Source organism: Nocardia yamanashiensis NBRC 100130 (assembly GCF_001613325.1).
Taxonomy (GTDB): Bacteria; Actinomycetota; Actinomycetes; order Mycobacteriales; family Mycobacteriaceae; genus Nocardia; species Nocardia yamanashiensis.
The window spans coordinates 38,568-65,476 of record NZ_BDCD01000046.1 but is presented as its reverse complement, the minus strand read 5'-3'; the positions used below and the strand labels follow the sequence as shown (position 1 = coordinate 65,476).

At 68.7% G+C, this 26,909-nt stretch carries 24 protein-coding genes; 13 read left to right on the top strand and 11 right to left on the bottom strand.

From position 1 onward, the window contains the following. Positions 1–791: 791 nt before the first annotated feature. Positions 792–1,613: a hypothetical protein gene (locus NY1_RS38440; protein ID WP_157762753.1), complete on the top strand. Its 822-nt coding sequence runs from the start codon at positions 792–794 to the stop codon at positions 1,611–1,613. A 420-nt stretch (positions 1,614–2,033) separates the two neighbouring features. Here NY1_RS38440 and NY1_RS38435 read toward each other — a convergent pair whose 3' ends face one another. Both NY1_RS38435 and NY1_RS38430 read right to left on the bottom strand, forming a co-directional pair. After that, the gene (locus NY1_RS38435; RefSeq protein WP_439956070.1) at positions 2,034–2,636 is read right to left on the bottom strand and encodes a methylated-DNA--[protein]-cysteine S-methyltransferase; all 603 of its coding nucleotides are present in this window, start codon (positions 2,634–2,636) and stop codon (positions 2,034–2,036) included. A 191-nt stretch (positions 2,637–2,827) separates the two neighbouring features. Further along, complete coding sequence (locus NY1_RS38430; RefSeq protein WP_067722393.1) at positions 2,828–3,118, bottom strand: hypothetical protein; 291 nt, start codon at positions 3,116–3,118, stop codon at positions 2,828–2,830. Positions 3,119–3,179: 61 nt separating this feature from the next. On the opposite strand from NY1_RS38430, the gene yczR reads away from it, so the two are divergent. Then, positions 3,180–4,670, top strand: coding sequence for a MocR-like transcription factor YczR (gene yczR / locus NY1_RS38425; RefSeq protein ID WP_067722391.1), 1,491 nt, complete (start codon positions 3,180–3,182; stop codon positions 4,668–4,670). Positions 4,671–4,753: 83 nt separating this feature from the next. Here yczR and NY1_RS38420 read toward each other — a convergent pair whose 3' ends face one another. Next, positions 4,754–6,043, bottom strand: coding sequence for an adenylosuccinate synthase (locus tag NY1_RS38420; RefSeq protein ID WP_067722389.1), 1,290 nt, complete (start codon positions 6,041–6,043; stop codon positions 4,754–4,756). Positions 6,044–6,313: 270 nt separating this feature from the next. Here NY1_RS38420 and NY1_RS38415 point away from each other — a divergent pair, with 270 nt between their 5' ends. Then, positions 6,314–6,973 (top strand): hypothetical protein, encoded by a 660-nt coding sequence (locus tag NY1_RS38415; RefSeq protein ID WP_067722385.1) that lies wholly within the window; start codon positions 6,314–6,316, stop codon positions 6,971–6,973. Positions 6,974–7,019: 46 nt separating this feature from the next. Further along, positions 7,020–7,802, top strand: coding sequence for a site-2 protease family protein (locus NY1_RS38410; protein ID WP_408639294.1), 783 nt, complete (start codon positions 7,020–7,022; stop codon positions 7,800–7,802). 158 nt (positions 7,803–7,960) lie between these two features. On the opposite strand, the gene NY1_RS38405 is transcribed toward NY1_RS38410, so the two are convergent. Continuing rightward, a complete protein-coding gene (locus NY1_RS38405) occupies positions 7,961–9,055 on the bottom strand; it encodes an FUSC family protein (protein WP_067722417.1) in 1,095 nt (364 codons plus the stop codon). Positions 9,056–9,123: 68 nt separating this feature from the next. Beyond that, complete coding sequence (locus tag NY1_RS38400; RefSeq protein WP_067722415.1) at positions 9,124–9,567, bottom strand: DUF3151 domain-containing protein; 444 nt, start codon at positions 9,565–9,567, stop codon at positions 9,124–9,126. 81 nt (positions 9,568–9,648) lie between these two features. On the opposite strand from NY1_RS38400, the gene NY1_RS44065 reads away from it, so the two are divergent. Both NY1_RS44065 and NY1_RS38380 read left to right on the top strand, forming a co-directional pair. Then, positions 9,649–11,865 carry an Rv0361 family membrane protein gene (locus tag NY1_RS44065; protein WP_157762752.1) on the top strand — a complete coding sequence of 739 codons (2,217 nt, stop codon included), beginning with the start codon at positions 9,649–9,651 and terminating at the stop codon, positions 11,863–11,865. Between the two features lie 411 nt (positions 11,866–12,276). Next, positions 12,277–13,320: a fused (3R)-hydroxyacyl-ACP dehydratase subunits HadA/HadB gene (locus tag NY1_RS38380; protein WP_067722377.1), complete on the top strand. Its 1,044-nt coding sequence runs from the start codon at positions 12,277–12,279 to the stop codon at positions 13,318–13,320. 75 nt (positions 13,321–13,395) lie between these two features. On the opposite strand, the gene NY1_RS38375 is transcribed toward NY1_RS38380, so the two are convergent. The 3 genes from NY1_RS38375 to fbaA form a co-directional block, all read right to left on the bottom strand. Further along, positions 13,396–14,865 (bottom strand): glycoside hydrolase family 183 protein, encoded by a 1,470-nt coding sequence (locus NY1_RS38375; protein ID WP_067722375.1) that lies wholly within the window; start codon positions 14,863–14,865, stop codon positions 13,396–13,398. A 94-nt stretch (positions 14,866–14,959) separates the two neighbouring features. Beyond that, complete coding sequence (locus NY1_RS38370) at positions 14,960–16,078, bottom strand: BTAD domain-containing putative transcriptional regulator (protein WP_067722413.1); 1,119 nt, start codon at positions 16,076–16,078, stop codon at positions 14,960–14,962. A 105-nt stretch (positions 16,079–16,183) separates the two neighbouring features. Next, positions 16,184–17,221 carry a class II fructose-bisphosphate aldolase gene (gene fbaA, locus NY1_RS38365; protein WP_067722373.1) on the bottom strand — a complete coding sequence of 346 codons (1,038 nt, stop codon included), beginning with the start codon at positions 17,219–17,221 and terminating at the stop codon, positions 16,184–16,186. A gap of 204 nt (positions 17,222–17,425) precedes the next feature. Between fbaA and NY1_RS38360 the strand changes: the two genes are divergently transcribed. Together NY1_RS38360 and NY1_RS38355 are read left to right on the top strand one after the other, a co-directional pair. Further along, positions 17,426–18,094 carry a DedA family protein gene (locus tag NY1_RS38360; protein ID WP_067722411.1) on the top strand — a complete coding sequence of 223 codons (669 nt, stop codon included), beginning with the start codon at positions 17,426–17,428 and terminating at the stop codon, positions 18,092–18,094. A 7-nt stretch (positions 18,095–18,101) separates the two neighbouring features. Beyond that, a complete protein-coding gene (locus tag NY1_RS38355) occupies positions 18,102–18,812 on the top strand; it encodes a DedA family protein (protein ID WP_233035591.1) in 711 nt (236 codons plus the stop codon). On the opposite strand, the gene NY1_RS38350 is transcribed toward NY1_RS38355, so the two are convergent. The 3 genes from NY1_RS38350 to NY1_RS38340 all read right to left on the bottom strand — a co-directional run bounded on the left by NY1_RS38350 (position 18,809) and on the right by NY1_RS38340 (position 21,067). Then, positions 18,809–19,951, bottom strand: coding sequence for a glycoside hydrolase family 76 protein (locus NY1_RS38350; RefSeq protein ID WP_067722371.1), 1,143 nt, complete (start codon positions 19,949–19,951; stop codon positions 18,809–18,811). The genes NY1_RS38355 and NY1_RS38350 overlap by 4 nt on opposite strands. Before the next feature lie 75 nt (positions 19,952–20,026). Then, complete coding sequence (locus NY1_RS38345; protein WP_067722369.1) at positions 20,027–20,710, bottom strand: TrmH family RNA methyltransferase; 684 nt, start codon at positions 20,708–20,710, stop codon at positions 20,027–20,029. An 18-nt stretch (positions 20,711–20,728) separates the two neighbouring features. Next, complete coding sequence (locus NY1_RS38340) at positions 20,729–21,067, bottom strand: DUF4190 domain-containing protein (protein ID WP_067722367.1); 339 nt, start codon at positions 21,065–21,067, stop codon at positions 20,729–20,731. Between the two features lie 344 nt (positions 21,068–21,411). Here NY1_RS38340 and NY1_RS44935 point away from each other — a divergent pair, with 344 nt between their 5' ends. The 5 genes from NY1_RS44935 (at position 21,412) to NY1_RS38315 (ending at position 26,903) form a co-directional block, all read left to right on the top strand. After that, on the top strand, positions 21,412–23,637 hold the full coding sequence (locus tag NY1_RS44935) for a sensor histidine kinase (RefSeq protein ID WP_233434669.1): 2,226 nt from the start codon (positions 21,412–21,414) through the stop codon (positions 23,635–23,637). 49 nt (positions 23,638–23,686) lie between these two features. Further along, a complete protein-coding gene (locus NY1_RS38330; RefSeq protein WP_067722405.1) occupies positions 23,687–24,328 on the top strand; it encodes a response regulator transcription factor in 642 nt (213 codons plus the stop codon). 40 nt (positions 24,329–24,368) lie between these two features. Further along, positions 24,369–24,971, top strand: a complete 603-nt coding sequence (locus NY1_RS38325) for a Uma2 family endonuclease (protein ID WP_067722365.1) — start codon at positions 24,369–24,371, stop codon at positions 24,969–24,971. Between the two features lie 34 nt (positions 24,972–25,005). Next, positions 25,006–25,452 (top strand): hypothetical protein, encoded by a 447-nt coding sequence (locus NY1_RS38320; RefSeq protein WP_067722363.1) that lies wholly within the window; start codon positions 25,006–25,008, stop codon positions 25,450–25,452. 110 nt (positions 25,453–25,562) lie between these two features. Next, a complete protein-coding gene (locus NY1_RS38315) occupies positions 25,563–26,903 on the top strand; it encodes a purine-cytosine permease family protein (protein WP_067722361.1) in 1,341 nt (446 codons plus the stop codon). Positions 26,904–26,909 lie beyond the last annotated feature (6 nt).

Below are 26,909 nucleotides of genomic sequence, written 5' to 3'. Positions count from 1 at the left end.
GCAGCCGGCCTGGCGGGCGCGGCCGTGGGCGGCGTCCTCGGTGGCCTGGCCGGCGGCGCGGTCGGCAGCGTCATCTGATTCGCCTCCCGCACAACCCAACCGGTGCGACGTCGGGGCCGGGCGGACGTTCGAGAGGACGCCCGGTCTCACAGCGCTCCTTTCGGCGTCGCGAGCGCTCGGCTTCGAATCCGCTTGCGGCGACTGGACGCTCGAATTGGGGTGGTCCGGTCGGCCACTGCGCGGGGGCGGCGCGACTGCGGCGAGGCGGAGTTTCAGGTCGCCGCTCGATCGCAGGTCGATTCATCGTCGGTGGGAATCGGTTGCGGGCGGGATCGGCGTGTCCGCGCAATCGGTTCGTGGGTGTCGGGCGGCGGGTGGGTGCGACACGCGGGTGGGGTTGCGCGAAGTTGGGGGTGGGGAGCGCCGGGGTGGGGGTGGGTGCGAATTACGTGGTGAGAGAAGCGGATCGGGCGGGAGGCGTTGCCGGTGGTGACGGGTCTCGTTGTTGTTCGGCCTGATCGGGCCGGTGAAATCGAGTGGTGAAGGTGGTGTTCGGCGTGATGCGTCGGGATCGGGTAGTCGGTGGTCGTGGGGCGCGGCGGGCGCTGTTGCCGGTGGTGGGGGTGATTCCGCTGGCGTTGGCGGTGGCTTGCTCCGGGACGACTGATCCGCAGGGGGCGGCGCCGGGTGCTGCGGCGGGGAGTGTGGCTGGGGTTACGACCGGTCCTGGGGCACAGGCAGTTCCGGGTGCTGCGCCGGGGAACGGGGTGCCGGGAGGTTCGGGGCCCGGGGTGCAGGCGGGTCAGCCGGGGGCCGCGGCGGGGCAGCCGGGGACTTCGGCTGGGGCGTCCGGTGGTTCGGGCGGGTCGTTCAGTGCGCGGACGGTGCAGCCGGGGGTGGGGCGGCAGGCGGAGCAGGCCGGGGCGCAGCGGCCGGGGCAGGTGCAGCCGGGGGTTACTACGCCGGTGAAGCCGGGACCTGTTCCGGGGCCGGATTATGTTGTGCCGCCGAACTTCCGGCCGATGCCGCAGCCGCAGCAGGCGGTGCCCGCGATCAATTGGCAGGAATTGCATGTGCCGGGGCCCGTCGTTCCGGTGGCGCCTATCGCGCCGCCGCCGCGGACGCTGCGGTTGGGAGATTTCACTTCGGCTGTGCCGGATGATGTTCCGGACAATGTGCTCACTCCCGTGAACGAGGCGGCCGCGAATACCGAAGCGGCCATCGCTACCGGGTTCAACTCGATCGGCATCAACCCGAGCCGGTCGGATCGGATCGCGGCGGGAACCATCGCGGGAGTCGCCGCCGGCGCGGTCGGCGGAGCGCTCGCGGCCGGTGTGCCCATGGCTATCGCCGGTGCGGTACCGGGCGGCATCGTGGGTGCGGCTGTCGGCGCGGGCATCGGTTCCGCGCTCGGTATGGCCGGTGTGGCGGTCGCGCCGTGGACAGCGCCCATCGACGTGGTCGGAGGTCCGATCGGCGGCGGGCTCATCGGCGCGGGCGTCGGCGCAGCCGCCGGTGCTGCCGCCCTTGGCATTCCGGCCGCGGTGGCCGGTGGCGTTGCCGGCGGTATCGCCGGCGGAGCAGTCGGCGGCTTCCTCGGCGCCGCGTTCTGACTCACCGGGCGACCGCGCGGTACCGTGACCGACCGGGCCGCGACAGCCGAAGGGCTGACAGCGATCACGCGGGCACGCCCCACCAGACCGCGACGGCAGAAGTGTCGGCCACGGTTGTGAGCGCGGTGCGGAGCGGTAATCGCCAGCATCGTGGGTGCCGGAATCCGATCGAACCGTCAGGGCGGTCCGATCGGATTCTTCGACGGTAGCCGGGGCCGCGCATAACCTCGGCTGCCGCACGTGCCGGCCGAGGGCCGTTCGTGCGCAATGGATGCTTTCGTGCTGTCGACAGAATCGAGTGTGCGACAAGGGGTTCGAGTTGGAAAGCGAATTTCGGGCAATACTGAATTGTGACCTTCGCTGTGAAGAAACGTTATGCGAAGCACGTTGCGGATTTCGAACGCGGGGCGATCGGCTCGGTCAGAAGAGGGTGGGTTCGCCGAAGCCGGGGGTGCGTTCGATTTCCAGGAGATGCTGTTTGGTGGTGACGCCGCCGGGGGCCGAGAAACCGTGCAGGGCATGGTCGGCGGCCAGCACCCGGTGGCAGGGGATGATGAGCGGAATGGGGTTGCGGCCCAAGGATTGGCCTACCGCCTGAGCGCCGCCGGGGGCGCCGATGCGGTTGGCCACGGTGCCGTAGCTGATGGTGTGACCCGGGTCGATGGCGCGGGTGACGCGATAGACGGCCTGGTCGAAATCGTTGAGCGCGGACAGGTCCAGGGGGATGGCGCGCAGGTCGTCAAGATCGCCGGCGAGGTGAGCGCGGACGCGGTCGATGGCATCGGCGATGACGGGAGTCGGCTCAGCCTCACGGATCTCGGCGAGCCGGTGACGACGCAGGATATAGCTGCGAGTGGTGGCCGCGTCCGGATCGGGCAGTGCGAAACGCAGGACGCCGGTGGCGCTCCAGGCGATGGCGCAGGTGCCGATCGCGGTATCGAAAAGCGCCGCCGAGGCCAAAGGGCGGGCCGGTGCGGACATAACGCCAGTCTGCACCACGGGTCCGACAACTTCCGGCGGCATTCGGCCATGGTCGTCCGCAGAGTGCGGCCCAGAGTCGTCGGTGTCCCGCGTTTCAGCCTGGCCGGTTGGAGCGGGCGGGGCAGCATGAGGCCGCCGCGCCCGGTCGGGCGCGGCGGCGTGGGGTGGATGCATTCGACGGCCTGAGGGTAGGTGTGCAGTCCAGTCCAACCAGGTGGCTTGAGGCCAGTTTTCTAGAACTGGACTGTTTCCTCACAGCAGGGGATGCGGGACAGGTCGGGGAAGCCGGCTGGGCGGCGTTGAGCGGGGGAAGGGGGTTCGGGATCTTGCCGGGATCGGACGGCCGCCAGGTCCGAATATTGGCGGGACGCTTCGTAATCGGCGACCGACCAGTCCGACATGGGGGCGTGCGGGCGGTAACGCTCGAGCAGCACGCCCCAGCGTTCACCGGAGGCGGGGGCGAACAGGTAGACGATCGCGGCGAAGGCCGCGACCACCGCGAAGGAGGTGAGCAGAGCGATCATGAGGAAATAGTGGACTGGTCGGGGGTTGAAGAAAATATCCAGTGCCCCGATACTGGACTGTATGGCGACACGAGTGATCGGCGCGGCCAGCCTCACGCGCGACCTGGGCCGGTGGCGGCAGGACGAGCCGGGGGCCGCGGCGGACAGTAAGCGGTCCACCCGGCCGGCGTACGTGGCATTGGCGGAGAGCATCCGGCTGCTGATCCACGATGGGCGCGCCCCGCTGGGGGTGGCGCTGCCCAGCGAACGCGATCTGGCCACCACCCTGGCCGTCAGCCGCACCACGGTGACCTCGGCTTACGCGCTGCTGCGCGAGCACGGATACCTGATCAGCCGGCAGGGCTCGCGCAGCACCGTGGCCCTGCCGCCGACCGTCGTGCACGACGGCACCAAACCGGCCCGCAGCCTGCTCGCCATGATGGCGCAGCCGGAGGTGCCGACCATCGACATGACCTTCGCCGCCATGTCCGCACCCGCGGAGATGACCGATGCGTACGCCTTTGCGCTGCAAGGACTTCCGACCTATCTCGGCACGCACGGCATGGACCCGGTCGGCATGCTCATGCTGCGCGAGGCCCTGGCCCGCCGCTACACCGAGCGCGGGCTGCCGACCGATCCCGAACAGATCCTGGTCACGCTCGGCGCGCAGCACGGCCTGCGCCTGCTGCTGAATGTGCTCACCACCCCGGCCGAACGCGTGCTGATCGAACATCCCAGCTACCCCAACGCAATTGAGGCCATTCGCGATGTGGGGGCCCGGCCGGTCCCGGTGCCGATGCGGCCCGAAGGCTGGGATATGGACGGAATCCGCAGCGCGGCAAGGCAGACCGCGGCCAGCGTGGCGTACCTGGTGCCGGACTACAACAATCCCACCGGCCTGCTGCTGAACGCCGAGGGCCGTGCCGAACTGGCCGCCATCGCCCGCGAGACCCGCATGACGGTGATCGTCGACGAATCCATGGTGGATCTCCACCTGACCGACGAGATCATGCCGCCCGCAGCGTCTTTCGCCCGCGGTTCGGAGATCGTGACGATCGGTTCGGCGTCGAAATCGTTCTGGGGCGGCCTGCGCGTCGGCTGGGTGCGCGCCAATCAATCGCTGATCGCGAAGCTGCTCGGCACCCGCTCCACCGTCGACCTCGGCACCCCGGTGATGGATCAGCTGGCCACCGTCTATCTGCTGCAGCACGAGGACCAGATCCTCACCACCAGAAGGGAACAGCTGCTCTCCCGCCGCAATGCCCTGCTGGAATCCATCGCCGAGGAACTCCCCGACTGGCGGGTCTCCCCCGGTGCGGGCGGCATGTCCCTGTGGGCGCAACTCCCCGCCCCGGTCTCCACCGCCTTGGCCGCCATCGCCCCGAATCACGGCGTATTGCTCGCCGCCGGACCACGTTTCGGCGTCCAGGGCGCCTTCGAGCGCTTCATCCGCCTCCCCTTCACCCACGAGGAATCGGATATCCGCCTGGCGGTGAAGTCGATCGCGGCCGCCTACGCCGCCCTCACGCCGCACGCCGCCGACCCACTCGCGCCGCTGGCGCCTCTCTACTGAGCGGGAGATTCTCGGGAACCGCGAGAAACACCTCGCGCCCGCTGCATCAGCAGCGGGCGCGAGTTTCGTTCTGTCTCAGGCGTTTACGCCAGGATGTCGTGCCGCACGATGGTCTGGTCACGCCCCGGACCCACGCCGATGCAGGAGATCCGCGCGCCCGACAGCTCTTCGAGCCGCTTGACGTACGCCTGCGCATTGGCCGGTAGGTCTTCGAAGGTGCGCGCCCCGGAGATGTCCTCCCACCAGCCCGGCATCTCTTCGTAGATGGGCTTGGCGTGGTGGAATTCGGTCTGGGTGGTGGGCATCTGCTCCACGCGCTCGCCGTCGACCTCGTACGCCACGCAGATCGGCACGGTGTCGAGGCTGGAGAGCACGTCCAGCTTGGTGAGGAAGTAGTCGGTGATGCCGTTGACGCGGGTGGCGTAGCGGGCGATCACGGCGTCGAACCAGCCGGTGCGGCGGGCGCGGCCGGTGGTCACGCCGACCTCGCCGCCGGTCTTGGCCAGGTACGCGCCGGACTCGTCGAAGAGCTCGGTCGGGAACGGGCCGGAGCCGACGCGGGTGGTGTACGCCTTGAGGATGCCGAGTACGACCCCGATCTTGTTGGGGCCCACGCCGGAACCCACGGCCGCACCGCCGGAGGTCGGGTTCGAGGAGGTCACGTACGGGTAGGTGCCGTGGTCGACGTCCAGCAGGGTGCCCTGCGAACCCTCCAGCAGCACGGTCTCGTTGTTCTCCAGTGCCTGGTTGAGCAGGAACCGGGTGTCGGAGATGCGATGCTTGAAGCCCTCGGCCTTCTCCAGCACCTCGTCGACGACCTGCTGCGGATCCAGCGCGCGCCGGTTGTAGATCTTCACCAGCACCTGGTTCTTGAATTCCAGTGCGGCTTCGACCTTCTGGGTGAGGATCTTCTCGTCCAGCACGTCGGCGACGCGGACGCCGACGCGGGCGACCTTGTCCTGGTAGCACGGCCCGATGCCGCGCCCGGTGGTGCCGATCTTCTTGTTGCCGAGGAAGCGCTCGGTGACCTTATCGATGGCCACGTGGTACGGCATGATCAGGTGCGCGTCGGCGGAGAGCAGCAGGCGGGAGGTGTCCACACCGCGCTCTTCCAGACCGGCCAGTTCGGCGAGCAGCACGCCCGGATCCACCACCACGCCATTGCCGATGACGTTGGTCACACCCGGCGTCAGGATGCCCGACGGAATCAGGTGCAGCGCGAAGCTCTCACCATTGGGCAGGACCACGGTATGACCGGCGTTGTTGCCGCCCTGGTAGCGGACGACCCAATTAACCCTGTCACCGAGCAGATCCGTTGCTTTGCCCTTGCCCTCGTCGCCCCACTGGGCGCCGATCAGCACGATTGCCGGCATCAGAAGTCTCCTACGGGATCGACGCGCAGCACTGCGGTGCTGCAGCTACCCGCCGTCGGAAGGCGGTGGCCGGAGGCACAGTTTACGCGATGCCCACATACCCCCTGGTTCGCGGTCCGGGTCCGGCGAATCCGACGTAACGGGTGAGCAGCGAAGCCAGCGACCCATAAGCGTCAGGGTTATGGTGGCACGGGGAGCCGGACCGGCCGGGGGTCCGCGAGAACGCAGCGAGGCGATCGACATGTCAGGTCAGAGGAGGGTGTACCGCAGTTGAGTACCCATGTTCTCCGCTGCGATGGCGCACCGGTTCCGATCGCATTGGCTTCGCTCCCCCTGACCCAGACTTCGGCCATCCCCGAGGCTTCGGCATTGGACGAGCTACTTCCGGTGATGGCCGCCGACAGCCTGCCGCGCCTGATCGTGCTCGGTGAGGACGCGGGCTTGGCCGCGGTGCTCACCCATCTGCTGCGGACCGAACGGCTGCACGTCGAGATCGGCTACGTGCCGGTCGATCGCACCTACGGTTCGCGGGCCTACGAGACCGGCACCGGATCGGCCGCCGCCAAGCGCGCACTGGAGGGCAAGGCCACCGAGACGCCGCTGATCCGCGACGACACCGGCAAGGTGCTCATCGGCCGCGCCACCCTGGTCGGCATGAACGGGCAGAAGCTCGAAGGCGAAGCGTACGTGGACGACACGCGGCTGTTCACCGGCAAGGTCAGTGCCCTGCACGTCTCCCCCACCCTGGCGATGCCGGGCCTGCACGCGACCGTGCCGCGCGGGCTGCGCAAGCGCAAGTGGGTCGAGGGGCGCGCCATGCAGCTGGGCACGCCGGGCGCGGTGGTGACCCGGGACGGCATCACCACCGACCGGGTGGTGAAACGCTCCACGTTCTACCGCCACCACGAACCGTGGCTGCTCGTACGCTGACAGCGTCCCCGCGGCTCGAAAACCGGGGTCCCACACAAGGAGTCCGATGAATCAAGATTTCGCGATGCGCCGTGCCCCCGGGGCCGTGCGGCCCTCGCCGGTCTTCCTGCTCGTGGTCGCGCTGACCGTCGCGGGCGGGGTGCTGGCCTGGAATTCGGAACTGCTGTCCAAGCAGGCGGAGCTCGGCGTCTTCCTGATGGTGGTGGCGGGCTGGATCGTCTCGGTGTGCCTGCACGAGTTCGGGCACGCGTACGTGGCGTGGCGGGCCGGGGATCGCGAGGTGGAGCTGCGCGGGTATCTGACCTTGAACCCGTTGAAGTATTCGCATCCGCTGCTGTCGATCGCGCTGCCGGTGCTGTTCATCGCGATCGGCGGGTTCGCGCTGCCGGGTGGTGCGGTGTACGTGCACTCGCATGCGTTCAGCCCGCGCACGCAGCGGATTCTGAGCGCCGCCGGGCCGGCCGCGAATGCCGCGTGCGCGGTGGTCCTGCTGATCATCATCAAGATCTGGGGCGATGCGAACGAGCATGCCGCGTTCTGGTTCGGGCTGAGTTACCTTGCGTTCCTGCAGATCACGGCGACCGTGCTGAATCTGATCCCGGTGCCGGGGACCGACGGCTACGGGATTCTGGAGCCGTCGCTGAGCTATCAGACGCGGCGGTCGCTGGATCAGATCAAGCCGTACGGGGTGCTGATCCTGGTGGCGCTGCTGTTCGTGCCGGAATTGAACGCGCTGTTCTTCGACGCCGTGCACGGGCTGTTCGATCTGTCCGGAATTCCTTCGCGCTGGCCCGCTTACGGCGGGACGCTGACACGCTTCTGGCTGTGATTCGACACGTCCCGCCGCCGCGATACCGGAGCCGGACCAACCCCTCGCCGGCCCGAACTGTCTCGAACGGTAGAGCGGCACAGGCGGATACACCCGAGTAGTGCACTACTCATTGATCAGGTACGCGATCCCGCAGGTGGCGGCGGGTCTACGCGGGGTCAGTCGATGGGGGTGACGTAGGGGTGGGCGACGGTGGGCGGGAGCAATGCGATGGCGGACAGCCGGCGCATGCCGCAGACCTGCATGAGATCGACCACGATGGAACGCAGCTGGGCGAAAACCACGTGGGCGGAGACGCCCGCGTGGTCGACGAGGTCCTTGGTGGCGCCCTTCGCGACCGTGCGCAGGACGCGGGTGGCCTCGGCGGCGTCGGGCTGATCGCCCGGGTCGGCGAGCATCATGCGGCGTACCACGTCCACGGCCTGGCCGAGTTTCGCGACCTCCTGGATGAGGCGCGGGTCGAGCACCTCGTCGTCGCGGACCGAGGTGAGGGCGCGGCGGAGCAGGACGCGCGAATTGCGGACGGCATTGTCGAGCGGGTCGGCGGCTTGGCGCAGGCGGTCCAGGCGGGTGCGGGAGTTCCAGTACAGCGGGGAGATCCGGATGATCTCCGAACTGCCTTCGAGGGTATTGCGCAGGGAATCGATGGGAGCCTGGGTCTTTCGCGCCGCCTCCAGCGCGTTCTTGATCTTGGTGGCGTCGTGTTCGAGCAGGCCGTCGGCGCATTCGACCAGGGCGGCGCCCATGACGTTCAGGATGTCGGCGGCCTGCTGGCGGGCGCGGCGCACCGGATGCAAGGGAATCGCCGCCACCACGATGATGCCCACCAGGCCGCCGACCAGGGCATCGACCATGCGCAGGCCGGAGCCGCCGCTGCTGGGCGGGATGAGGGTCGCGACCAGCACGGCCGAACTGGCGGCCTGCATGGTGATCACCGGGCCGCCGTCGAGGAAGACCGCGGTGCTCATCGCGGCCAGCACCAGCAGCGAGATCTGCCAGACGCCGGAACCGAATTGCGAGACGAACAGGTCGCCGACGCCGATGCCGACGGCCACGCCGACGATCAATTCCACCGCGCGGCGCAGGCGGGCGCCGAACGAGACGCCGATCGAGATCATGGCCGCCATCGGGGCGAAGAACGGGTGTTCGTGGCCGATGATGTCGTGCGCGATCAGCCAGGCCAGGCCGGCGCCGATCGCGCACTGCACGATCGGCAGCAGGGACGAGCGCACCCGGCCCGAGGCTTTGCGCATCCGGGCCGCGCCGCTCTCCTTGGCGGCGTCGAAGGTGTCGCTGAATCCGGTCGTCAAGTCCGCAGGACTCAGTCGAGGCCCAGTTCCGCGGCGGCGCGCGGGTCGCAGTCCTCCAGCAGATCCAGGCAGCGGGCGTACTCGTCGGATTCGCCGATGGCGCGGGCGGCGCAGGCCAGCGCGCCCACGCAGCGCAGGAAGCCCTGGTTCGGTTCGTGGCTCCACGGCACCGGGCCGAAGCCCTTCCAGCCGTTGCGGCGCAACAGGTCCAGGCCGCGGTGGTAGCCGGTGCGCGCGAACGCGTACGCGGCGATGATGTCGTGGTTGACCGCGCCGGTCTCGTTCTCGCCGCGCTGCAGCGCGGCCTCGGCCAGGTAGGCCCAGGCGATGGAAGCGGACGGATACTGTCCCGCGACCTGCACCGGATCCTGGTTTTCCAGCAACGCCCCCTCGGCGTCGATATTTTCCGGAAGCAATACCGGCTGCGGTCCGAGCAGATCACCGAAGGAGGTCATGCCGATCATTCTGCACCGACTGCCCGAATGCTCAGTAGGCTGACCGTCGAATCACAGTTCAGCCGAACCGAGGGGTAGCGCGTGTCCGAGCCGAAAGACGACCAGCAGCCGCAGGACTCTGCCCGCAAGGCAGCCCAGGGCGCGGCCGCCGAACCGGACACCACCGCAGCCAACCCCACAACCCCCGCCGCCCCGGGCGTGTCGACCCCGCCCGCCGCAGCCCCGGCCCGCGACAACTCCGACGACGCCACCGTCGCACACCCCACCGGCGACAAAGCCGCCTCCGCAGCCGACCCGAAGAACCCCGGCGAACGACGCGACACCCGAGCCGAATCCACCGCGGCCATGCCGACAACCCCCGTGGTCTCCCCCACCGCCGCCACCGAAGTGATCCGCACCGGCGGCACCCAGTCCACCCAGCCCACCCCCGGCCCGTCCGCACCGGCAGGGACCGGCGGGAAGGGTGGCGATCCGGCAGGGTCCGGCCCCGGAAACCCGAATGCCGAAGGCAACGCAGGCTCCGGTGGCTCCAGTCCGGCGGGCAAGCCCGGATTCGCCACAATCCAGTACGAACCGCCGCAGGCCGGTGGACGACCGAGCACCGGCCTGGGCGGACGCCCCGGTAAGAACGCGGGATCTGCTTCCGGGCAGGGCAATCCGAAGCCCGCGGAACCGGGCAGTCGGACCGGGGCTGCGCCCCAGGGTGATTCCCACGGAAACGCATCTCCGGCCGGCCAGCCGTCGGGAGCAGGCCAGGCGGCCAAGGCGGACGCCGACGCCACCATGCAGTTCCAGGCAGTTCGCCCACAGGGCGAAAAGCCCTCGGACGCAACGGCAACCGGCCCCGATCAGAGTAAGCCCGGAGCGGACGCGAAAGCTGCCGACAAGACCGAGCCGTCAGCCTCGAACTCACCCGAGCAGCCCAGCGGTGGCGCCGCGGATGCGAAGACCGTTGCGATTCAGAAGCTTCCGAATGCGGACGATGCGGCCACGACCATGCTGCCCGTGGTTTCCGGAGATGCGCCGACCGAGAAGATGCGGGTTTCCGGGCCGCAGGGGCGGGCGGTCAGCAAGCCGCCCGTGACGCCGCGTGGGAACCCCGGTCCGCGGAATGCCGGGCCGCGCGGGGCCGCGCCGGGTGGGGTGCCGAGCATCAGCGCGCCGGGCGGTGCGCCGGGTGGCGGTGCACCGGGTGGCGGTGCGCAGGTTCAGGATTCGAAGGGGGCGGGTGTCGAGGAGACTCGGCCCGCGCCGCCGCGGCCGCCGATGGGGCCACGGCGGCCGGGTAGTGCGCCGTCGCCTGCGGACAATCAGCCGACCGCACCCGTCTCTCCGATGGGCGGACCGCGCGCGGTCGGGCCGCAGCGGGTCGGGGCGGGTACGCCGCAAGGCCCCGGTCAGGGCGGACCGCAGGGGCCGGGTCGACCGGGTGGCCCTAACCAGGGTGGGCCCAATCAGGGTGGGCCTAACCAAGGCGGCCTGAACCAAGGCAGCCCAAAGCAGGGTGGGCCGAATCAAGGTGGCCCGAACCAGGGTGGGCCGAATCAAGGTGGCCCCAACCAGGGCGGCCCGAACCAAGGTGGCCCGAACCAAGGCGGCCCGAACCAGGGCGGCCCGAACCAGGGCGGCCCGAACCAGGGCGGCCCGAATCAAGGTGGGCAGAATCAGGGTGGGCCGCAGGCTGGGCGGCCGCAGCCTCGGGTTATTGCTCCGCCGCAGCGGATTCCGGCTGCGGGGGAGGCGGGTGCGCCGCCGCGGCGGCCGGTTGATGGTGATGGCGGTGTGCAGCAGCAGGGCGCTGGGGCGGAGCAGATCGCGCAGCCGCAGCGGGTGCCGGCGGGTGGGGTGGATGCTCCTGCGGACGGTGGGTCGAAGAAGAAGTTGCTGTTGATCGGTGGGGCGATTCTGGCTGTGGTCGTGGTGATCGGGGCTGTGGTCGGGTTGACGTCGGGTGGGACCGACAACTCGCCGGAGGCGAAGGTCAAGCGGGCTATCAGCACCTATACGGACGGGTTGTCCAGTGGGGATCTGGAGAAGCTGCGCGGGATCACCTGCGGTACCCAGCACGACTTCTACTCGAAGATCTCGGCGGAGCAATTCGCGGGCGTCTACAAGACCTCGAAGGAACAGAAGAGCATCCCGGTCGTGAAGAGCGTGGACGCCATCAAGATCACCGGCGACACCGCCATGGCCTCCGCGACCGTCTACACCGAAGCCGACCCCGGCAAGCAATCCGCCCGCACCTTCGACCTCCGCCAGACCGACGGCGACTGGAAGGTCTGCGACCCCCAGAACTGACCCACCCGCACCAATCTGAAACACCATCCCGGGAAACCACCCCCGTCCAAGATCAGTGGCACATGAGCGCGGAAACACGCCCACCATCCCCCCACTCATGTGCCACTCGTCCCGTGTCGCGGCTTTAGAACGCGACAACGGCCGGAACGACGCCGGAAGGGGACCGCCCAGCCGCGCCCATTTCTGGGAGTCTCCGGTGGCTTTCCTGTGAGCCTGACGCATTGACGCCCACCCTCGCGATGAACATCACATACACCTGGTCAACAGACCACCACGTCGGTAGCATGGCCCGGATTGTCTGGGCCTGCCCTCCGGCTTTCGACGCCTCGGCGGGACCTCGCCGCTGCTGTCGTGTGCGTTGCCGAAGGCGCGCGGGCCCACCGGTTTTCGAATTGCAGGGAGCTGAACACCATGCCGGAGACGGCTGAAGCCGCCGCCGCCACCGCACTGGTCGGCCGGCACTTTCGAGTTCGTGATCACTATGACGTCGGTCGCGAGAAGATCCGCGAGTTCGCGCGCGCCGTGCGCAACGACCATCCGGCTCATCACAACGAGACCGACGCCCGCAAGCTGGGTTACGAGAGCCTGCTGGCCTCCCCCACCTTCGCCTCGGTGATCGGCGCCGCCACCACGCGCTCGCTGATCGGCACCGTGCTCACCGAATACGACGTGTCGCAGATCCTGCAGACCGATCAGATCTTCGAGTACTACCGGCCGATCCTGGCCGACGACCACCTGGCCGTCGACGTCGCGGTGGACAGCATTCGCGCGTTCGGCGACAACGACTTCATCACCATCAAGGTCACCCTGGCCGATGCCGAGGCGCTGCCGGTGCTGGTCGCCACCACCACCATCGTGGCCCGCAAGGGCGTCGAGATCGATCCGGCCACCGTGCAGACGGTCGCCGGCGTGGTCATGCACGGGCATGTGGCCGACGCCGAGCGCGACCTCGACGACCCGTCCGGGCTGATCCTGCTGGCCCCGGAAGAGGTGGGCGAGCCCCAGGCCCCCGCCCCCGCCCGCCCGGTGCACACCACCCCGCAGGCCGCCACCCTGACCGCCGGCACCGAGCTGCCCGCCGCCAAGGTGCCCGTCACCCGCGGCGACCTGGTCAATTACGCGGGCGTCTCGGGCGACCCGAACCCCATCCACTTCAGCGATGCCGCCGCCAAGCTGGTCGGCCTGCCCACCGTGGTCGCGCACGGCATGCTCACCATGGGCCTGACCGCCGGCTACCTGGTGGAATGGCTGGGCGATCCGTCCGCGCTGAGCAAGTTCAGCGTCCGGTTCTCCGGTTACGTCGCCGTGGAGCCCACCTCCCCGACCATCGTCGAATTCACCGGCAAGGTGAAGTCGGTGGATGCCGAATCCGGCGCGGCGACCATCGTGCTGGGCGCGACCTCGGAGGGCAAGAAGCTCTTCGGCCGCGCCATCGCCGAGGTGCGCCTGAGCTGAGGCTCGACCAACGAGGCTCGAAAAACGAAGGGCGGTCCGCACATTCGGTGCGGACCGCCCTTTTTCGTCTGCGGCTCAGTTCATTTCGGCGTGCATCAGGTAGACGTTGTAGTCGTTCCAGGTCGACATGGTGAAGTACAGGTCCTCGCCCGTCGACCACGGATGGATGAAACCGCCGTACAGCTCCGGGAATTGGAGTGCGCTCACCATGGGCGCGCCCGCTGACCACACGCCCTGCGGCGTATCCGATTCGCGCACCACGATGGACGCCTTGGCGGTGTCCAGGTACGCCATCTGCCACACCTTCCGATCGGCGTCGTAGCGCACCGACAGTTCCGCCGCCGGCGCCTCGGCGATCTCGCTGAGGTGCACGAACCCGTTCACCGCCGGCACCCAGGACCCGTCCCGCCAGTACTGGTAGGCCGTGGTGTTGAGGAGCTGATCCTTCGGCACCCGCGCCAGCCCGACCGCGCCCAGCCGGGTATTGGCGGTGCCGAACATGTAGACGTAGTCGCCCTGCGGCACCATCGACGCCACCTGGAAGTTGGAGACCCCGAAGATGTTCTCCCACTTGGCATGCGGATCCTTGGTCCAGTGCTCGCCGCCGTCGTCGGAGTAGGCGAGACCGCCGTAGTTGGTGTACCAGGTGCCCGGAATGCTGTTCCAGGTGCGGATCGACATGTAGCTCATGTACTGCCGGTCACCGAGCGCGAACCCCGAGGTCGGGATGGTGGTGATCTCGACATTGTCGAGCTTCTTGCTGGAAAGCAGCTCCACCGCGTGGCAGCGCGAATCGGTCACCATCCGGTCGATGGTGACCCCGTCGCTCAGCTCGCGGTCGGTGCTGAAGGCCAGGAAGTTGGAGCGCCAGTCGTCGCCCATGCCGCCCGGCGGATGGAAGTTGGCGCCGACGGTGTCGCCGAAGGCCATGGCGATCTCGCCCGGCTTGCTCTCCCACATGATGCCCAGGTCGGTGCCCTGTACCTGCCAGCGCTTATCGGTGCGGTTGATGGAATTGGCGCCGGTCAGCTTGGCCACCTCGCGCACCCGCGACACCTGCGGCATGGGCCGGGCGGGCGCCTGCGCGGCGGCTTCGACGGCCGGGGTGACCGGCTCCGGCGCGGGCGGCACCGGTTGGGGGTCGGGGTTGGGGAAGGCGAAATAGAACGGCTGCGGGCGCAGATAGAGGCGCGGCAGGCCGAGCTGTTCGAAGACGCTCGGCGCGGCGGCCGGGCCGTCGGTGAGGTCGGGGCACGGGCTCACGCACGGATCGGCGGGCAGCTCCATCTTCACCCGCTCGACGATCTCCTTCGGCGGCCCGGGATCGACGGTGACCGCCGGATACGAGATGGGCACCTCGAGATTCTTGGGAACGATCGATTCGTGCACCGGGGCCGGATCGCTCTTACAGGGCCCGACGCCCGGAACGCCCTGCGCCGCACCGGATTCACCAGTTTCCGCCCGCACCGTGGAAGGAGACGCCGATACCAGCGCGCCGGTGGTGAAGACCACCGCTCCCATCACGGCCAGCAGTCGCTTGGCCAATGCCTCAACCTCTCGCCATTCGGTCACACCGGACACATCCGGAGCGAGACCCTACCCGCGACCGCCCGCGAATCCCCGGCACTCGCCGAGAATTTCAGTGCAGCGCCTGGAAGATCAGCACCGTGGTGCCGATCCGGATCTCGTTCCCGTCGGCGAGCACCGCGGCGCTCTCGATCGGCTCCTCGTTGATGTAGATGCCGTTGGCCGAATGCAGATCCTTGATCAGCAGCCCGGCCCGGCTCGGAATGATCTGCGCGTGATAGCGACTGGCCTTGGGATCGTCGAGCACCAGATCGTTGTCGGTCATCCGGCCGATCTTCATGCCCTGGGTCCCGATCGGCGCGATCCGCCCGTCCGGCAGCCGCAATTGCCCGGCCCGCACCGCGCGCGGCATCTCGGTCACCGTCTCGGTCATGGCCTTGGCGATCCGATCCACCTCGGCCATCTGCCCGGTCTGCAACGGCTCCTGCCGGTAGACCTTCTGTTCCAGGGCCACCAGCGCCGGGCCCGGATCGATGCCCAGTTCGTCGGACAGCACGCCGCGCACCCGCCGGCACGCCTCCAGCGCGTCGGCCTGGCGGCCGGATAGATAGAGCGCGGTGATCAGCTGCATCCACAGCGGCTCGCGCAGCGGATGCGCATTGGTCATCGAGACCAGCTCGCCCACCACCGAAGACGCCCGCCCGCAGGCGATCTCGGCGTCGATGCGGGCCGAGGCGACCAGCAGCCGCTCCTCGTCCATGGCGGTCGCGAAACTCTCCGCGAACGACAGGCCGGACAGATCGTCGAGCGCGCGACCGGTCCACTCCGCCAAGGCATCCGCGTACAGGCGCGCGGCGGCGGCATGATTGCCGGCGTTCACCGCCTCCTGCCCGGCCCGGCGAATGTTCTCGAACCGGCCCAGATCGCAGTCGGCGTCCTCGATCTCCAGCCGGTAGCCGGAGGATTCGGTGCGCAGCACCGCCGCTGAGTCGACGCCCGCATTGCGCAGCGTCTTACGGATATTGGAGACGAACACCTGCAGGCTCGCCTGATACGAGTCGGGCGGTTCGTCGTTCCAGACGATGTCCGCCAATGCCTGCGACGACACGGCGCGCCGCCGGTTCACGGTCAGCGCGGCCAGCAACGCACGCGGCTTCGGGCCGCCGACCGTAACCGGACGGCCGTCGACCAGCAGTTGCACAGGCCCGAGGACCCGCACATCGAGAGTCATGCCCTGCACCTCGAAAGTCACCGAAACGAACTCGCCGCGACGGGTTTTCGACCGCCGCGGCAGGCTCGCCGCACATGCGCGAGGTTTTCCCCGCTCGGAGTTACCTTACTTGGCGCTGATCGAGCGTCCCGCCGACTTCAGGTCGTTGCAGGCTTCGACGACGCGCGCGGCCATCGAGGTTTCGGCCTTCTTGAGGTAGGAACGCGGGTCGTAGACCTTCTTGTTGCCGACCTCGCCGTCGATCTTCAGCACGCCGTCGTAGTTGCCGAACATGTGGCCGGCGACCGGGCGGGTGAAGGCGTACTGGGTGTCGGTGTCGACGTTCATCTTGACGACGCCGAACCGCAGCGAGTCCTCGATCTCGGACTTCAGCGAGCCGGAACCGCCGTGGAAGACGAAGTCGAACGGCTGCGCGTCCGCGCCCAGGCCCAGCTTGGCGGCCGCGACGCGCTGGCCCTCGGCGAGCACCTCGGGCTTGAGCTTCACATTGCCCGGCTTGTAGACGCCGTGCACATTGCCGAAGGTGGCGGCCAGCAGGTACTTGCCGTTCTCGCCCGCGCCCAGCGCCTCGATGGTCTTCTCGAAGTCCTCGGGCGAGGTGTAGAGCTTGTCGTTGATGGCGTTCTCGACGCCGTCCTCTTCACCGCCGACGACGCCGATCTCGACCTCGAGGATGATGTTCGCGGCGTGGGCCTGCTTGAGCAGTTCCTTCGCGATCTCCAGGTTCTCGTCGATCGGGATGGCCGAGCCGTCCCACATGTGCGACTGGAACAGCGGGTTGAGGCCGTTCTTCACGCGCTCGGCCGAGATGGCCAGCAGCGGGCGCACGAAGGTGTCCAGCTTGTCCTTCGGGCAGTGGTCGGTGTGCAGCGCGATGGTCACGTCGTACTCGGCCGCAACGACATTCGCGAACTCGGCCAGCGCGACCGCGCCGGTGACCATGTTCTTGACGCCCAGGCCGGAACCGAATTCCGCACCGCCGGTGGAGAACTGGATGATGCCGTCGCTGCCCGCGTCCGCGAAACCCTTGATGGCCGCGTTGATCGTCTCCGACGAGGTGACGTTGATGGCGGGGTACGCGAAGGAGTTCTCCTTGGCCCGAGCAATCATCTCGGCGTAGATCTCCGGAGTCGCGATGGGCACAATGACCTCCGATGGTGTGTGCTGGCTACAACAAATTCTGTCAGCCACACCATAGGCGAGGCCCCTTTTTGCCGGGCAAATGGCCTCACATCCCTGACAACTTTGTGAGCTTGCTTCGACGTTCGGTGTGACGTCCGTTTCACCGGTAGGGTGGTGGCCGTGACCTTGCTGGCCGTATCCGATGCCGTGACGACCACCCTGTCGATGCCCAAGATTCTCGACCCCATGTACCTGCTGCAGGACACGTGGTTGAAGAACGCGGTGCTTCCGGCGATCTTGGCGATCGTCTTCATCGAGACCGGTCTGCTCTTCCCGATCCTGCCGGGCGACTCGCTGCTGTTCACTGGCGGTCTGCTGAGCGCCCAGGAGAACCCGGTCGTTTCCATCTGGGTGCTTTTGCCCGCGGTCATCCTGGTGGCGTTCCTCGGCGACCAGTCCGGGTACTGGATCGGCCGGGCCATCGGGCCCGCGCTGTTCAACAAGGAGGACACCCGCTTCTTCAAGAAGCGGTACGTCACCGAAACCCATGAATTCTTCGAGAAGCACGGGCCGAAGACCATCATTCTGGCCCGCTTCGTGCCCATCGTCCGCACCTTCATGCCAGTGCTGGCGGGCGTGTCGAAGATGGACTACCGCAAGTTCGTCACCTTCGACATCGTCGGCGCCATCCTGTGGGGCGGCGGCGTCACCGTGCTCGGCTACTTCCTGGGCAATGTGGAGTTCATCCGCAAGAACGTGGAAGCCATCTTCCTGCTGATCGTGTTCGTCTCGATCCTGCCCGGCATCATCCACGTGGTGAAGAACCTGATCAACCGCGGCAAGGCCCCGCAAGACCCCGAGTTCGTCGCCGCGACGAACGAGCCGAACCGCTGAGCCCACGGTGTCCAGCACCCCGCTAAACCTCGCACTGGGCAGCTTCGGGCCGCTCGAGACAGCCGGGCCGGTGCTCGTCTGGACGGTCGTCCTGACCTTCGTGTTCCTGGAGTGCGCGTTCATCATCGGGCTGTTCCTGCCCGGTGACTCCATGCTGATCACCGCCGGCGTGGTGCTGGCCTCCCAGGCGGGCGGCGAAGCGCACGTGTGGGCGCTGTCGGTGGGCACCATGATCGCGGCCATCGCCGGTAATCAGGTGGGGTACGTGGTCGGGCAGCGCACCGGGCATCACATCGTGGCGCGCAAGAACGGCAAGTACATCAACACCCGGAATCTGGCGCGGGTGGCGGAGCTGCTGCACCGGCACGGGTTCCTGGCGGTGCTGGTGGCGCGCTGGATTCCGTGGGTGCGCACGCTGTGCCCGCTGGTGGCGGGCGCGGCGGGGATGGAGCATCGCAAGTACACGGTGGCCTCGACCATCGGGGCGATCATCTGGGCGCCGGTGCTGTTGCTGGTCGGGTACTACGCGGGCAGTTTCATCGAGAACATCTCGTGGCTGATGCCCGCGGTGATCGGGACGCTGGTGGTCGGGCTGATCCTGGGCACGCTGGTGGGCGTGCGGCAGTACCGCCTGGAAATGTCGCGTCCGGCCGAGGATTTCGACCTCGACGAGGAACCCGCCACGGTGCCGATTCCGCAGGTGCGGCGCAGCGCCTAGAGTCCGGCCGCCGTGACCGTGTGCGCGGCCTCCATCAGCATCCAGCCGGAAAGCTGCACGGACAGATCGCGTTCCGGGCTACGCGAGCCGGTCACCGAACCGCCTTCCAGCGCACCGGCTCCGGCCAGGCCGGGTAGTCGGGCCGGGCGTTTCCAGTCGGGGCCGAAGAGCGGTTCGCCCTCCACCTCCAGGCGGTTCTCCCAGGCGGCGGTGGCGGAATCGCGAATGATGGTGGCGGCGGTGCGGCGGGCTTCGACGTGCTCGTCGCCGTCGCCGGGCAGCATGACCGCGGCCAGTCCGAGATAGCGGATGAGGATGCCGTTGAACAGGCCGCCGTCGCCGCCGCTCTCGCCCTTGACCACGCCGCCCGCCACGAAATGCTCGTTGACGGCGGCGATCAGGCGCACCGCGCGTTCGGCGTGCCGGGGTTCGCCGGTGTGCACGGCCAATTCGGTTTCCAGGCCGAGCGTGACGCCCTGGCAATAGGAGTAGACGGGCGTCTCGACCTCGCCGGCGGGCAGATGGATGCCGTCGAAGATGAGACCGGTTTCCTTGTCGCGCAAGGAGTCGTCGATGAAATCGGCGATCTCGGCGGCCAGCGCGTAGCGGCCGAGCCGAGCCAGCAGGATGCCGGTCGGGCCGTTCGCGGGGGCGTTGTAGAAATCGGACTGCTTGCGCCACGGGACGGCGTGATACTCCGGGACGTACCCGGCCAGCAGTTCCTTCTCCAGCGCCAGCAGCCCGCCGCGCACCTCGGTGACGTTCTGGGTGCGCTCGGCGCGCTCCAAAGCGATTGCCAGCCAGGCCATATCGTCGTAGTAGTTGTTGGTCCAGCCGCTGAGATTGCGCATCCGGATCGCCTGGGCCACCGCCCACAAGCGGCGATGCCGGGCCGGGGTGGGCGCGCGATTGGCGGCGTCGACCGCGACGTCCAGCAGGTGCGCCTGCCACCAGTAGTGCCAGAACGCGAAGGCGCGTTCGCGCTTGGTCGCGGGCCAGCCGACCACCCCGAGCTGGGTTCCGGGAATCGCCCACAGGGTCCGGATATGCCGGGATACGATGGCCGACTCCGCCAGGTCCGCGCGCTCCGACCACAGCGCAGCGTTCGGCTCGATGTTGCGCCCGGTCCGCGTAGTCATAGGACTTATCGTGCCAGTCGGACGCCCATATTCGTGGCTGATTTGTTACCTCTTCAGCTCACACACCCCGCCGGTCTACCAAGCATGGGTGAGATCGGCGTGCTGGCGCACCCAGGCGTGCATGGCGATTCCGGCCGCCACCCCGGCATTGATGCTGCGTGTGGACCCGAACTGGGCGATGGAGACGGTAAGCACCGCAGCGTCTTTCGCCGCCTCGGTGACGCCCGGGCCCTCCTGCCCGAACAGCAGCAGGCAATTGCGCGGCAGGCGTGCGGTTTCCAGCGGCACCGAACCCGGGACGTTGTCGACCGCCACCACGGTGAGGTCGTGCTCGGCCGCGTAGCGCAGCAGATCGCCGATCTCGGCGTGATGTTCGATGTGCTGATAGCGGTCGGTCACCATGGCGCCCCGGCGATTCCACCGTTTGCGCCCGACGATGTGCACCGCCGCCGCCGCGAAGGCATTCGCCGTCCGCACCACCGTGCCGATATTCGCGTCGTGCCCGAAGTTTTCGATCGCCACATGGAACGAATGCCGTCGCCGGTCGATATCGGCGATGATCGCCTCCCGCGTCCAATAGCGGTAGGCGTCCACCACATTGCGTCGATCGCCGTGTTCGATCAGCTCCGGATCCAAGCGCGGATCGGCCGGCGGTTCGGTCCCGAACTCCGCCCGCCACGGCCCGACACCGTGCGGATGCTCACCCCATTCGGTGGGACCGGGGGCCAGCGGTTCGTCGGATGTCGGGGCGGAACTCACCCGGTCATGGTAGTGGCGTCAGTTCGGGGTCGAACCGGCCACCAGCATGATCGCCAGCGCGAAGGCCACCACGACGACCGTGAGCACCAGCAGGACCGTGGCGACGATGCCGCACACGTACCCCGCCATCACCATGCCGCGCCCGCCCATCGCACCCCGCGACTGGTCGATCTCGTCCCGCGCCCGCCGCCCCATCACCCAGGCGACCGGGCCCAGCAGCTGGCAGAACATCAAGCTCAGAATGCCGAGCACCAGCACGACGGTGGCTTGCGGATGATCCGGCGGCGGCGGGTAGTAACCGGGCGCCTGCCCGTAGCCCGGCGGCGGGACCTCCGGCGGAGACGATTCGAACGTCATGCACACGATGCTAGGTCCCGGACCCGCTCCCGCGAGCGTGGACGGCGCGGCGAGCACCGCAGACGCCGGACCGAGCAAGGGGGCGAGGACGACGCGGCGAGCAGCGTCGGCGCCGGACCGAGCGCGGCGGCCGCGGCGCCGAGCCGCCGGACCACGTGACGGGCGGCGCACCGAGTTCGTGACGCCGAGGACCGGAACGGGAATCGCGTTCGGGTACGGCGCGGAGTACGGCCCGGTCGCGACCGGAAAGTCGCCCCGGGCGCTGCCGCGCGCCCGGGGTGGGGCTAGCCACACCCTCGATTCGCCGGGCTGCCCCATCGCGGGCGGGACGTACGGTGAAGACGATGGGAGACATGACCGAACCGGCGGAAAACCCCAGCCCTGCGGCCGACCGACCCACCCTGGACCGCGCGAAATCCGCGCACCGGGGCGAACACCCGACCCGTGAACTCGACCCGACGGCGGCTGTGAACGACACCCGCACACTCGACGCCGCGACCGCTGCGACTGACACCCGCACGCTTGAACCAGCGACCGCTGCGAACGACACCCGCGCGCTCGACGCCGCGACTGCTGCGAACGAATGCCGCGCGCTCGACGCCGCGACTGCTGCGAGCGACACCCGCACGCTCGACCCAGCGACCGCTGCGAACGACACCCGCACACTCGACCCAGCGACCGCTGCGAACGACACCCGCACACTCGACCCAGCGACCGCTGCGAACGACAGCCGCACGCTCGACTCGGCGGCGCCGATCGATCAGCCTCGCGCGCTCGAAGCGGCATCGCGCGGGACTGATCCGGCCGCGGAGCTCGCACCGAACCCGTGGGGCGGTGGTTCGAGATCCGGGCACGCGACGGCGGGGGTGGGCGGCAATCCGACCCTCGCGCTGGATCCGGGCGCACGGTCCGAGCATCAGCCGACGATGGCGCTCGGGTACGGGACGCCGCCGGGTGGGCAGCCGTCGGCAGCTGCGGGGCCGATGCCGACACGGGTGCTGGGCGGGGCAGAAGGCGGTGCGCTACCTGGGCCGACAGCGACGAAGGTGCTGGACGCGACACCCGACGTGGACAGTTCGGAGTGGGCGGGCTTCGAGCCGGCGGTGGGTGCGCCAGGGTTCGGCGCGCCGGGTGGTGCAGATTTCGGTGCGCCGGGTGGCGGAGATTTCGGTGCGCCGGGTGGCGGAGAGTTCGGCACGGGCGGGTTCCCCGGTTCCGGCGCCGCGGGGTTCGCGGATGCGGTGACACCGGCGGAGCGGACGGCGGTGGTTGCGAAGGCGATGCTGACCGCGCCGTTCCGGGCTCGGACATGGAAGGAATTCGCCTATCTGGTCTGCACTTTCGTGCTGGGCGGTATGGCGGCCGCCTATCTGTTCCTGGGTTGGGGTGGGGGGCTTTATCTTTCGATCTTCCTCATCGGGATTCCGGTGGTGGCGCTGGTGCTGCTGGGCGGACGCGTGTGGGGGACGGTGTATCGGGGGCTGGCACGGACATTGCTGGGGCGGGCGGTGGCCGCGCCGCCGCCGTTCCGGTCGACCGGGCTGATCGGGTTCTTCAAGAGCGCGTTCACCGATCGGACCGCGTGGCGGGCACTGGTATTCCTGGCCACGCAGGTCGTGATCGCGCTGTTCACCGGCTACGTGGTGCTGATGGCCATGCTGGTGGCGGCGTTCACGGCGCTGTCGCCGATCGCGTGGGCCATCGGCTATCCGAGCCAGGTGGACGCGGACGGGGTGGAGCATCACGCGCTCGCCCAGTTCGGGGACGTGTTCATCGATACCTGGCCGAAGGTGATCGCCTTCTCACTGCTCGGGTGGATCACGCTGTGGCTGATGCCGTGGGTGGTTCGAGCGGTGTGCCTGGTTCAGGGCTGGCTGACGGCCACGCTGCTCGGGCCCACCAACCGCGACCTGCAGATCACCGAACTGCGGGAGAGCCGCCGGGCCGCCGTGGACGATTCCGCCGCCACCCTGCGGCGGCTGGAACGCGATCTGCACGACGGCACACAGGCTCGGCTGGTCACCATCGCCATGGCGTTGGGGCGGGCCGAGGAGCGGCTGGCGGCCGGCGGCGACGCACGGGATCTCATCGCCGATGCGCGGGCCAGCTCCAAGGAAGCGCTGACCGAACTGCGTGAGCTGGTGCGCGGAATCCATCCGCCCGCACTGGAACTCGGGCTGGAGCCGGCCTTGGAGACGCTCGCCGCGCGGTGCTCGATTCCGGTGGAGCTGCGGGTCTTCCTGCCGCACCGGCCGAGCCCCGCGATCGAGGCAATCGCGTACTTCTCGGTGGCGGAGCTGCTGACCAATGTGGTGAAACATGCTGGGGCCAATCGGATCTGGGTGTCGGTACTGCCCACCGGCGCGGGCTCGCTGGCGGTGAGCGTCCGCGACAACGGGCACGGCGGCGCCCTGCAGCCGGTCGCGGGCACCCGGGAAACCGTTGTGGCGGGTGGACTTTCGGGTCTGGCGGCGCGGGCGCGCTCGGTGGACGGCTATCTACTGGTGGACAGTCCGGCCGGCGGGCCGACCGTGGTCACCATGACTTTGCCGATCGCGGGGCCACTGTGAACGGCCGCTGGGAATGGAGGACACGGTGAATCCCGCTACGAGCGCACCGCTGCGCGTGGTGATCGCCGAGGACAATGCGATTCTGCGGGACGGCCTGACGGCCCTGCTCACCGAGCGCGGCCACGAAGTGGTGGCGACCGTGGGCGATGCGTCCGGACTGTCCGATGTGGTGGGCGCGCAGCGGCCGGATGTGGCGGTGGTGGACGTGCGGATGCCGCCGACCTTCACCGACGAGGGTTTGCTGGCGGCGCTGGCCCTGCGCCGCAGCCACCCCGAGACCGGCGTGCTGGTGTTCTCGCAGTGGATCGAAACCCGTTATGCCACCGAGCTGCTCGCGTCCGGCGCGGGCGGCGTCGGGTACCTGCTCAAGGACCGGGTCGCCGATGTGGGCGATTTCGTGGACGCCCTGCAGCGCGTCGCCACCGGCGGCACCGCGCTCGATCCGGAGGTGGTGAGCCAGTTGATGGGCGCTTCCCGGCAACAGGATTCGCTGGCCCGCCTCACCCCGCGCGAACGCGAGGTGCTGGAGGCCATGGCGCAGGGGCTGTCCAATTCGGCTATCGCGCAAGCGCTCACGGTCACCGAACGCGCGGTGGAGAAGCACATCGGCAATATCTTCACCAAACTGGACCTGCCGCCGTCGGACGCGCACCATCGGCGGGTACTCGCCGTTCTGCGGTTGAAGAGTTGAAACATCGCTGTGCGGTTGCCGGGCGTGGAAGACTGGGCGCATGCGTAGGTCCAGCTCCGCGGAAGCCCGGAAAACGGTTGCGTCCTGGCCTGATCACCTATTGACGCTGGCGGAGTGGTCCCAGCTACCGGCCGACAACCGGCTCTGCCGGGAATTGGTGGACGGGGTGCTGGTGGTGGCGCCGCAGCCGCCGCGGCATCAGCTCGCGGTGTGGCGGCTGGCGGCGCAACTGGAACCGTCGCTGCCGCGCCGGGTGGCGGCGCTGGCCCGGGTCGAATTGCTGATCGACGAGGGCACGCCGCCCACGGTGCGCACCCCGGACCTGCTGGTCGTCGGGGGTACGGCCGGGGCGACGCATCCGGCGCGGGTGGCGCCGGCGGATGTGCTGGCGGCCATCGAGATCGTGGCGCCGGGCTCGCGGCGCACCGACCGCATCATGAAACTGGTCGAGTACGCGGCGGTCGGGATCGAGCAGTACTGGCTGATCGACCCCGACGATCCGGTCCGCATCACCACGCATCGGCTGCGCGCGGATTACTACGAGGTGACCGGCGTCCAAAGCGGGCGTGCGCGGCTCGAATTGGCCGGAATGGAACTCGATCTCGATCTGGATGCGCTCACGGCGCTGCGTATTCCGGACTAAACTGGAGTTCCGAAAAGCCGTGGTGGAGGTTGTCATGGACCACCGGCGCATGCTCCATACGATTCTCGGCGTCACCGCCGCGTACCTCATAGCTCTCGGGCTCTGGCTCGGATTCGTCGTTCAGCACAGCCCGCCCGGCACGGTGCCCTATCAATGCATTGCCCTGGTCGGGCTGTTCGGAAGCTTCCTCGGCATCGGGATGCTGCTGGCGCAGCGGCCGTCGCGGGCGGACCGGAAACTGCTGCGGCACGGGCTGGAGGGGTGGGCGAACATCGAGGGCGTGCACCCGCTGAGCCCGACCGACCATTGGACCGAGCTGACCGAGCTGGATCTGGAACTGGTGGTGCCGGGGTCGGAGACGTATCACGGCAGCGTGGTGTTCGACCTCGAACCGGTGGCGCGACCGAAAATCGGCGTGGGCAAGACGATTTCGATTCGCGTGGACCCCGCAGACCGCCGCCGCATCATCATCTGCCTCTGATTCGCTCCGAAAAACCTCGTGCCCGCCGCGCTACCGCGCGGCGGGCACACCCGGGACCGAAGGGAAGGGACCGCCCGTTTCGTCCGGTCCGCGCCGTAGCATCACAGCTCATGAGCACTGCCGATGTGACACCCGACGAGCGCAAGGAAGCCCCGCTGCTGCTCGACACCGAGCCGCCGCGGACGCTGAGCTTCAGCGATCAATCGGCATTCTGGCTGAATATCGGGGTCAGCCTGCTCGGGTTCAGCGGTGCGGCGGCCGTACTGATGCCGGTCGGGCACCCGCCGCTGTCGATCGCGGCGGCGTTGCTGGCGACCGCGGTGGGCACCGTCGTCGGCATTCTGATGGTCGCCGGAGCCGGAGCCGTCGGTGCGCGCACCGGTGCGCCCGCCATGGCTGTACTACGCGGATTGTTCGGGACGAAGCTGTCCTACCTGCCGACCGCCGCCAATATCGTGCAGTGCATCGGCTGGGGCGTGTTCGAGCTGACCGTCATCGCGCTCGGCGTCTCGGCGCTCACCCATGACAAGGTTCCGCACGGTTTGGTGATCGTGGCGGCGGGCCTGCTGTCCACCGTCATGGCCATCTGGCCGTTGCGAGTGCTGCACATTCTGCGCAAGTACGTGACCGTAGCGGTCGGCATCGCGCTGGTGTATTTCACGATTCAGCTACTGCGGCAACCGGTTCCGGAACTCACCGGCACCAGCTGGAGCGGCTTCTTCCCGGCCGTGGACAGCGCGCTGGCCGTCTCGGTGTCATTCGTGCCGCTGGCCGCCGATTACACCCGGCACTCGCGTTCGGCGAAGTCCGCCGCCGGGGCCACCGTGCTCGGCTACTCGGTGGGCCAGGGCTGGTGCTACCTGCTCGGCATCATCGCCATCCTCCAGGTCGGCGGTGACCCCGAGAAGATCTTCGACACCTTCCTGGGCGTGACCGCGGGCTGGGCGTTCTTCGCTGTGCTGGTGCTGCGCGAGACGGATCAGTCCTTCGCCAATATCTATTCGACCGCCATGTCCATCCAGAACCTGCTGCCGCGCGTGGACCGCCGCATCCTGGCCGGGCTGGTGGGCGTCGCCGTCACGCTGCTGGCACTGCCGGTCCATGATTTCAGCTCCTACGCCAACTTCCTGTACCTGATCGGCTCGGTGTTCGTGCCGCTGAGCGCCGTGCTCATCGTGGACTATTTCCTGGGGCGCGGGCGCGGCTTCTGGGACCTCGATCAGAACTCCCCGGCCCGGCCGATCATGTTGCTGCCGTGGGTGATCGGGTTCGTGGTGTACCAACTGTGCAATCCGGGTTCGATCAGCTGGTGGGCGGATTTCTGGACGAAGGCGCAGGACGCCATCGGATTTCATCCGGGTTGGTGGACCTCCGCCTCCCTGTTCGCCTTCCTGTCGGCCGCCCTGGTGACCGCGATACTCGTGGTCGCCGGACGCCGCCGGGAGGTCTGACCCGCC

Coding starts and splice junctions, on each gene's coding strand:
- NY1_RS38420 (WP_067722389.1), bottom strand. CDS start 6,043: ATGCCGGCAATCGTGCTGATCGGCGCCCAGTGGGGCGACGAGGGCAAG.
- NY1_RS38360 (WP_067722411.1), top strand. CDS start 17,426: ATGCCCAAGATTCTCGACCCCATGTACCTGCTGCAGGACACGTGGTTG.
- NY1_RS38320 (WP_067722363.1), top strand. CDS start 25,006: ATGGACCACCGGCGCATGCTCCATACGATTCTCGGCGTCACCGCCGCG.
- NY1_RS38370 (WP_067722413.1), bottom strand. CDS start 16,078: ATGACTCTCGATGTGCGGGTCCTCGGGCCTGTGCAACTGCTGGTCGAC.
- NY1_RS38315 (WP_067722361.1), top strand. CDS start 25,563: ATGAGCACTGCCGATGTGACACCCGACGAGCGCAAGGAAGCCCCGCTG.
- yczR (WP_067722391.1), top strand. CDS start 3,180: ATGGCGACACGAGTGATCGGCGCGGCCAGCCTCACGCGCGACCTGGGC.
- NY1_RS38400 (WP_067722415.1), bottom strand. CDS start 9,567: ATGACCTCCTTCGGTGATCTGCTCGGACCGCAGCCGGTATTGCTTCCG.
- NY1_RS38405 (WP_067722417.1), bottom strand. CDS start 9,055: ATGCGCAAAGCCTCGGGCCGGGTGCGCTCGTCCCTGCTGCCGATCGTG.
- NY1_RS38325 (WP_067722365.1), top strand. CDS start 24,369: ATGCGTAGGTCCAGCTCCGCGGAAGCCCGGAAAACGGTTGCGTCCTGG.
- NY1_RS38350 (WP_067722371.1), bottom strand. CDS start 19,951: ATGACTACGCGGACCGGGCGCAACATCGAGCCGAACGCTGCGCTGTGG.
- NY1_RS38435 (WP_439956070.1), bottom strand. CDS start 2,636: ATGCCGCCGGAAGTTGTCGGACCCGTGGTGCAGACTGGCGTTATGTCC.
- NY1_RS38340 (WP_067722367.1), bottom strand. CDS start 21,067: ATGACGTTCGAATCGTCTCCGCCGGAGGTCCCGCCGCCGGGCTACGGG.
- NY1_RS44935 (WP_233434669.1), top strand. CDS start 21,412: ATGGGAGACATGACCGAACCGGCGGAAAACCCCAGCCCTGCGGCCGAC.
- NY1_RS38430 (WP_067722393.1), bottom strand. CDS start 3,118: ATGATCGCTCTGCTCACCTCCTTCGCGGTGGTCGCGGCCTTCGCCGCG.
- NY1_RS38380 (WP_067722377.1), top strand. CDS start 12,277: ATGCCGGAGACGGCTGAAGCCGCCGCCGCCACCGCACTGGTCGGCCGG.
- NY1_RS38410 (WP_408639294.1), top strand. CDS start 7,020: ATGAATCAAGATTTCGCGATGCGCCGTGCCCCCGGGGCCGTGCGGCCC.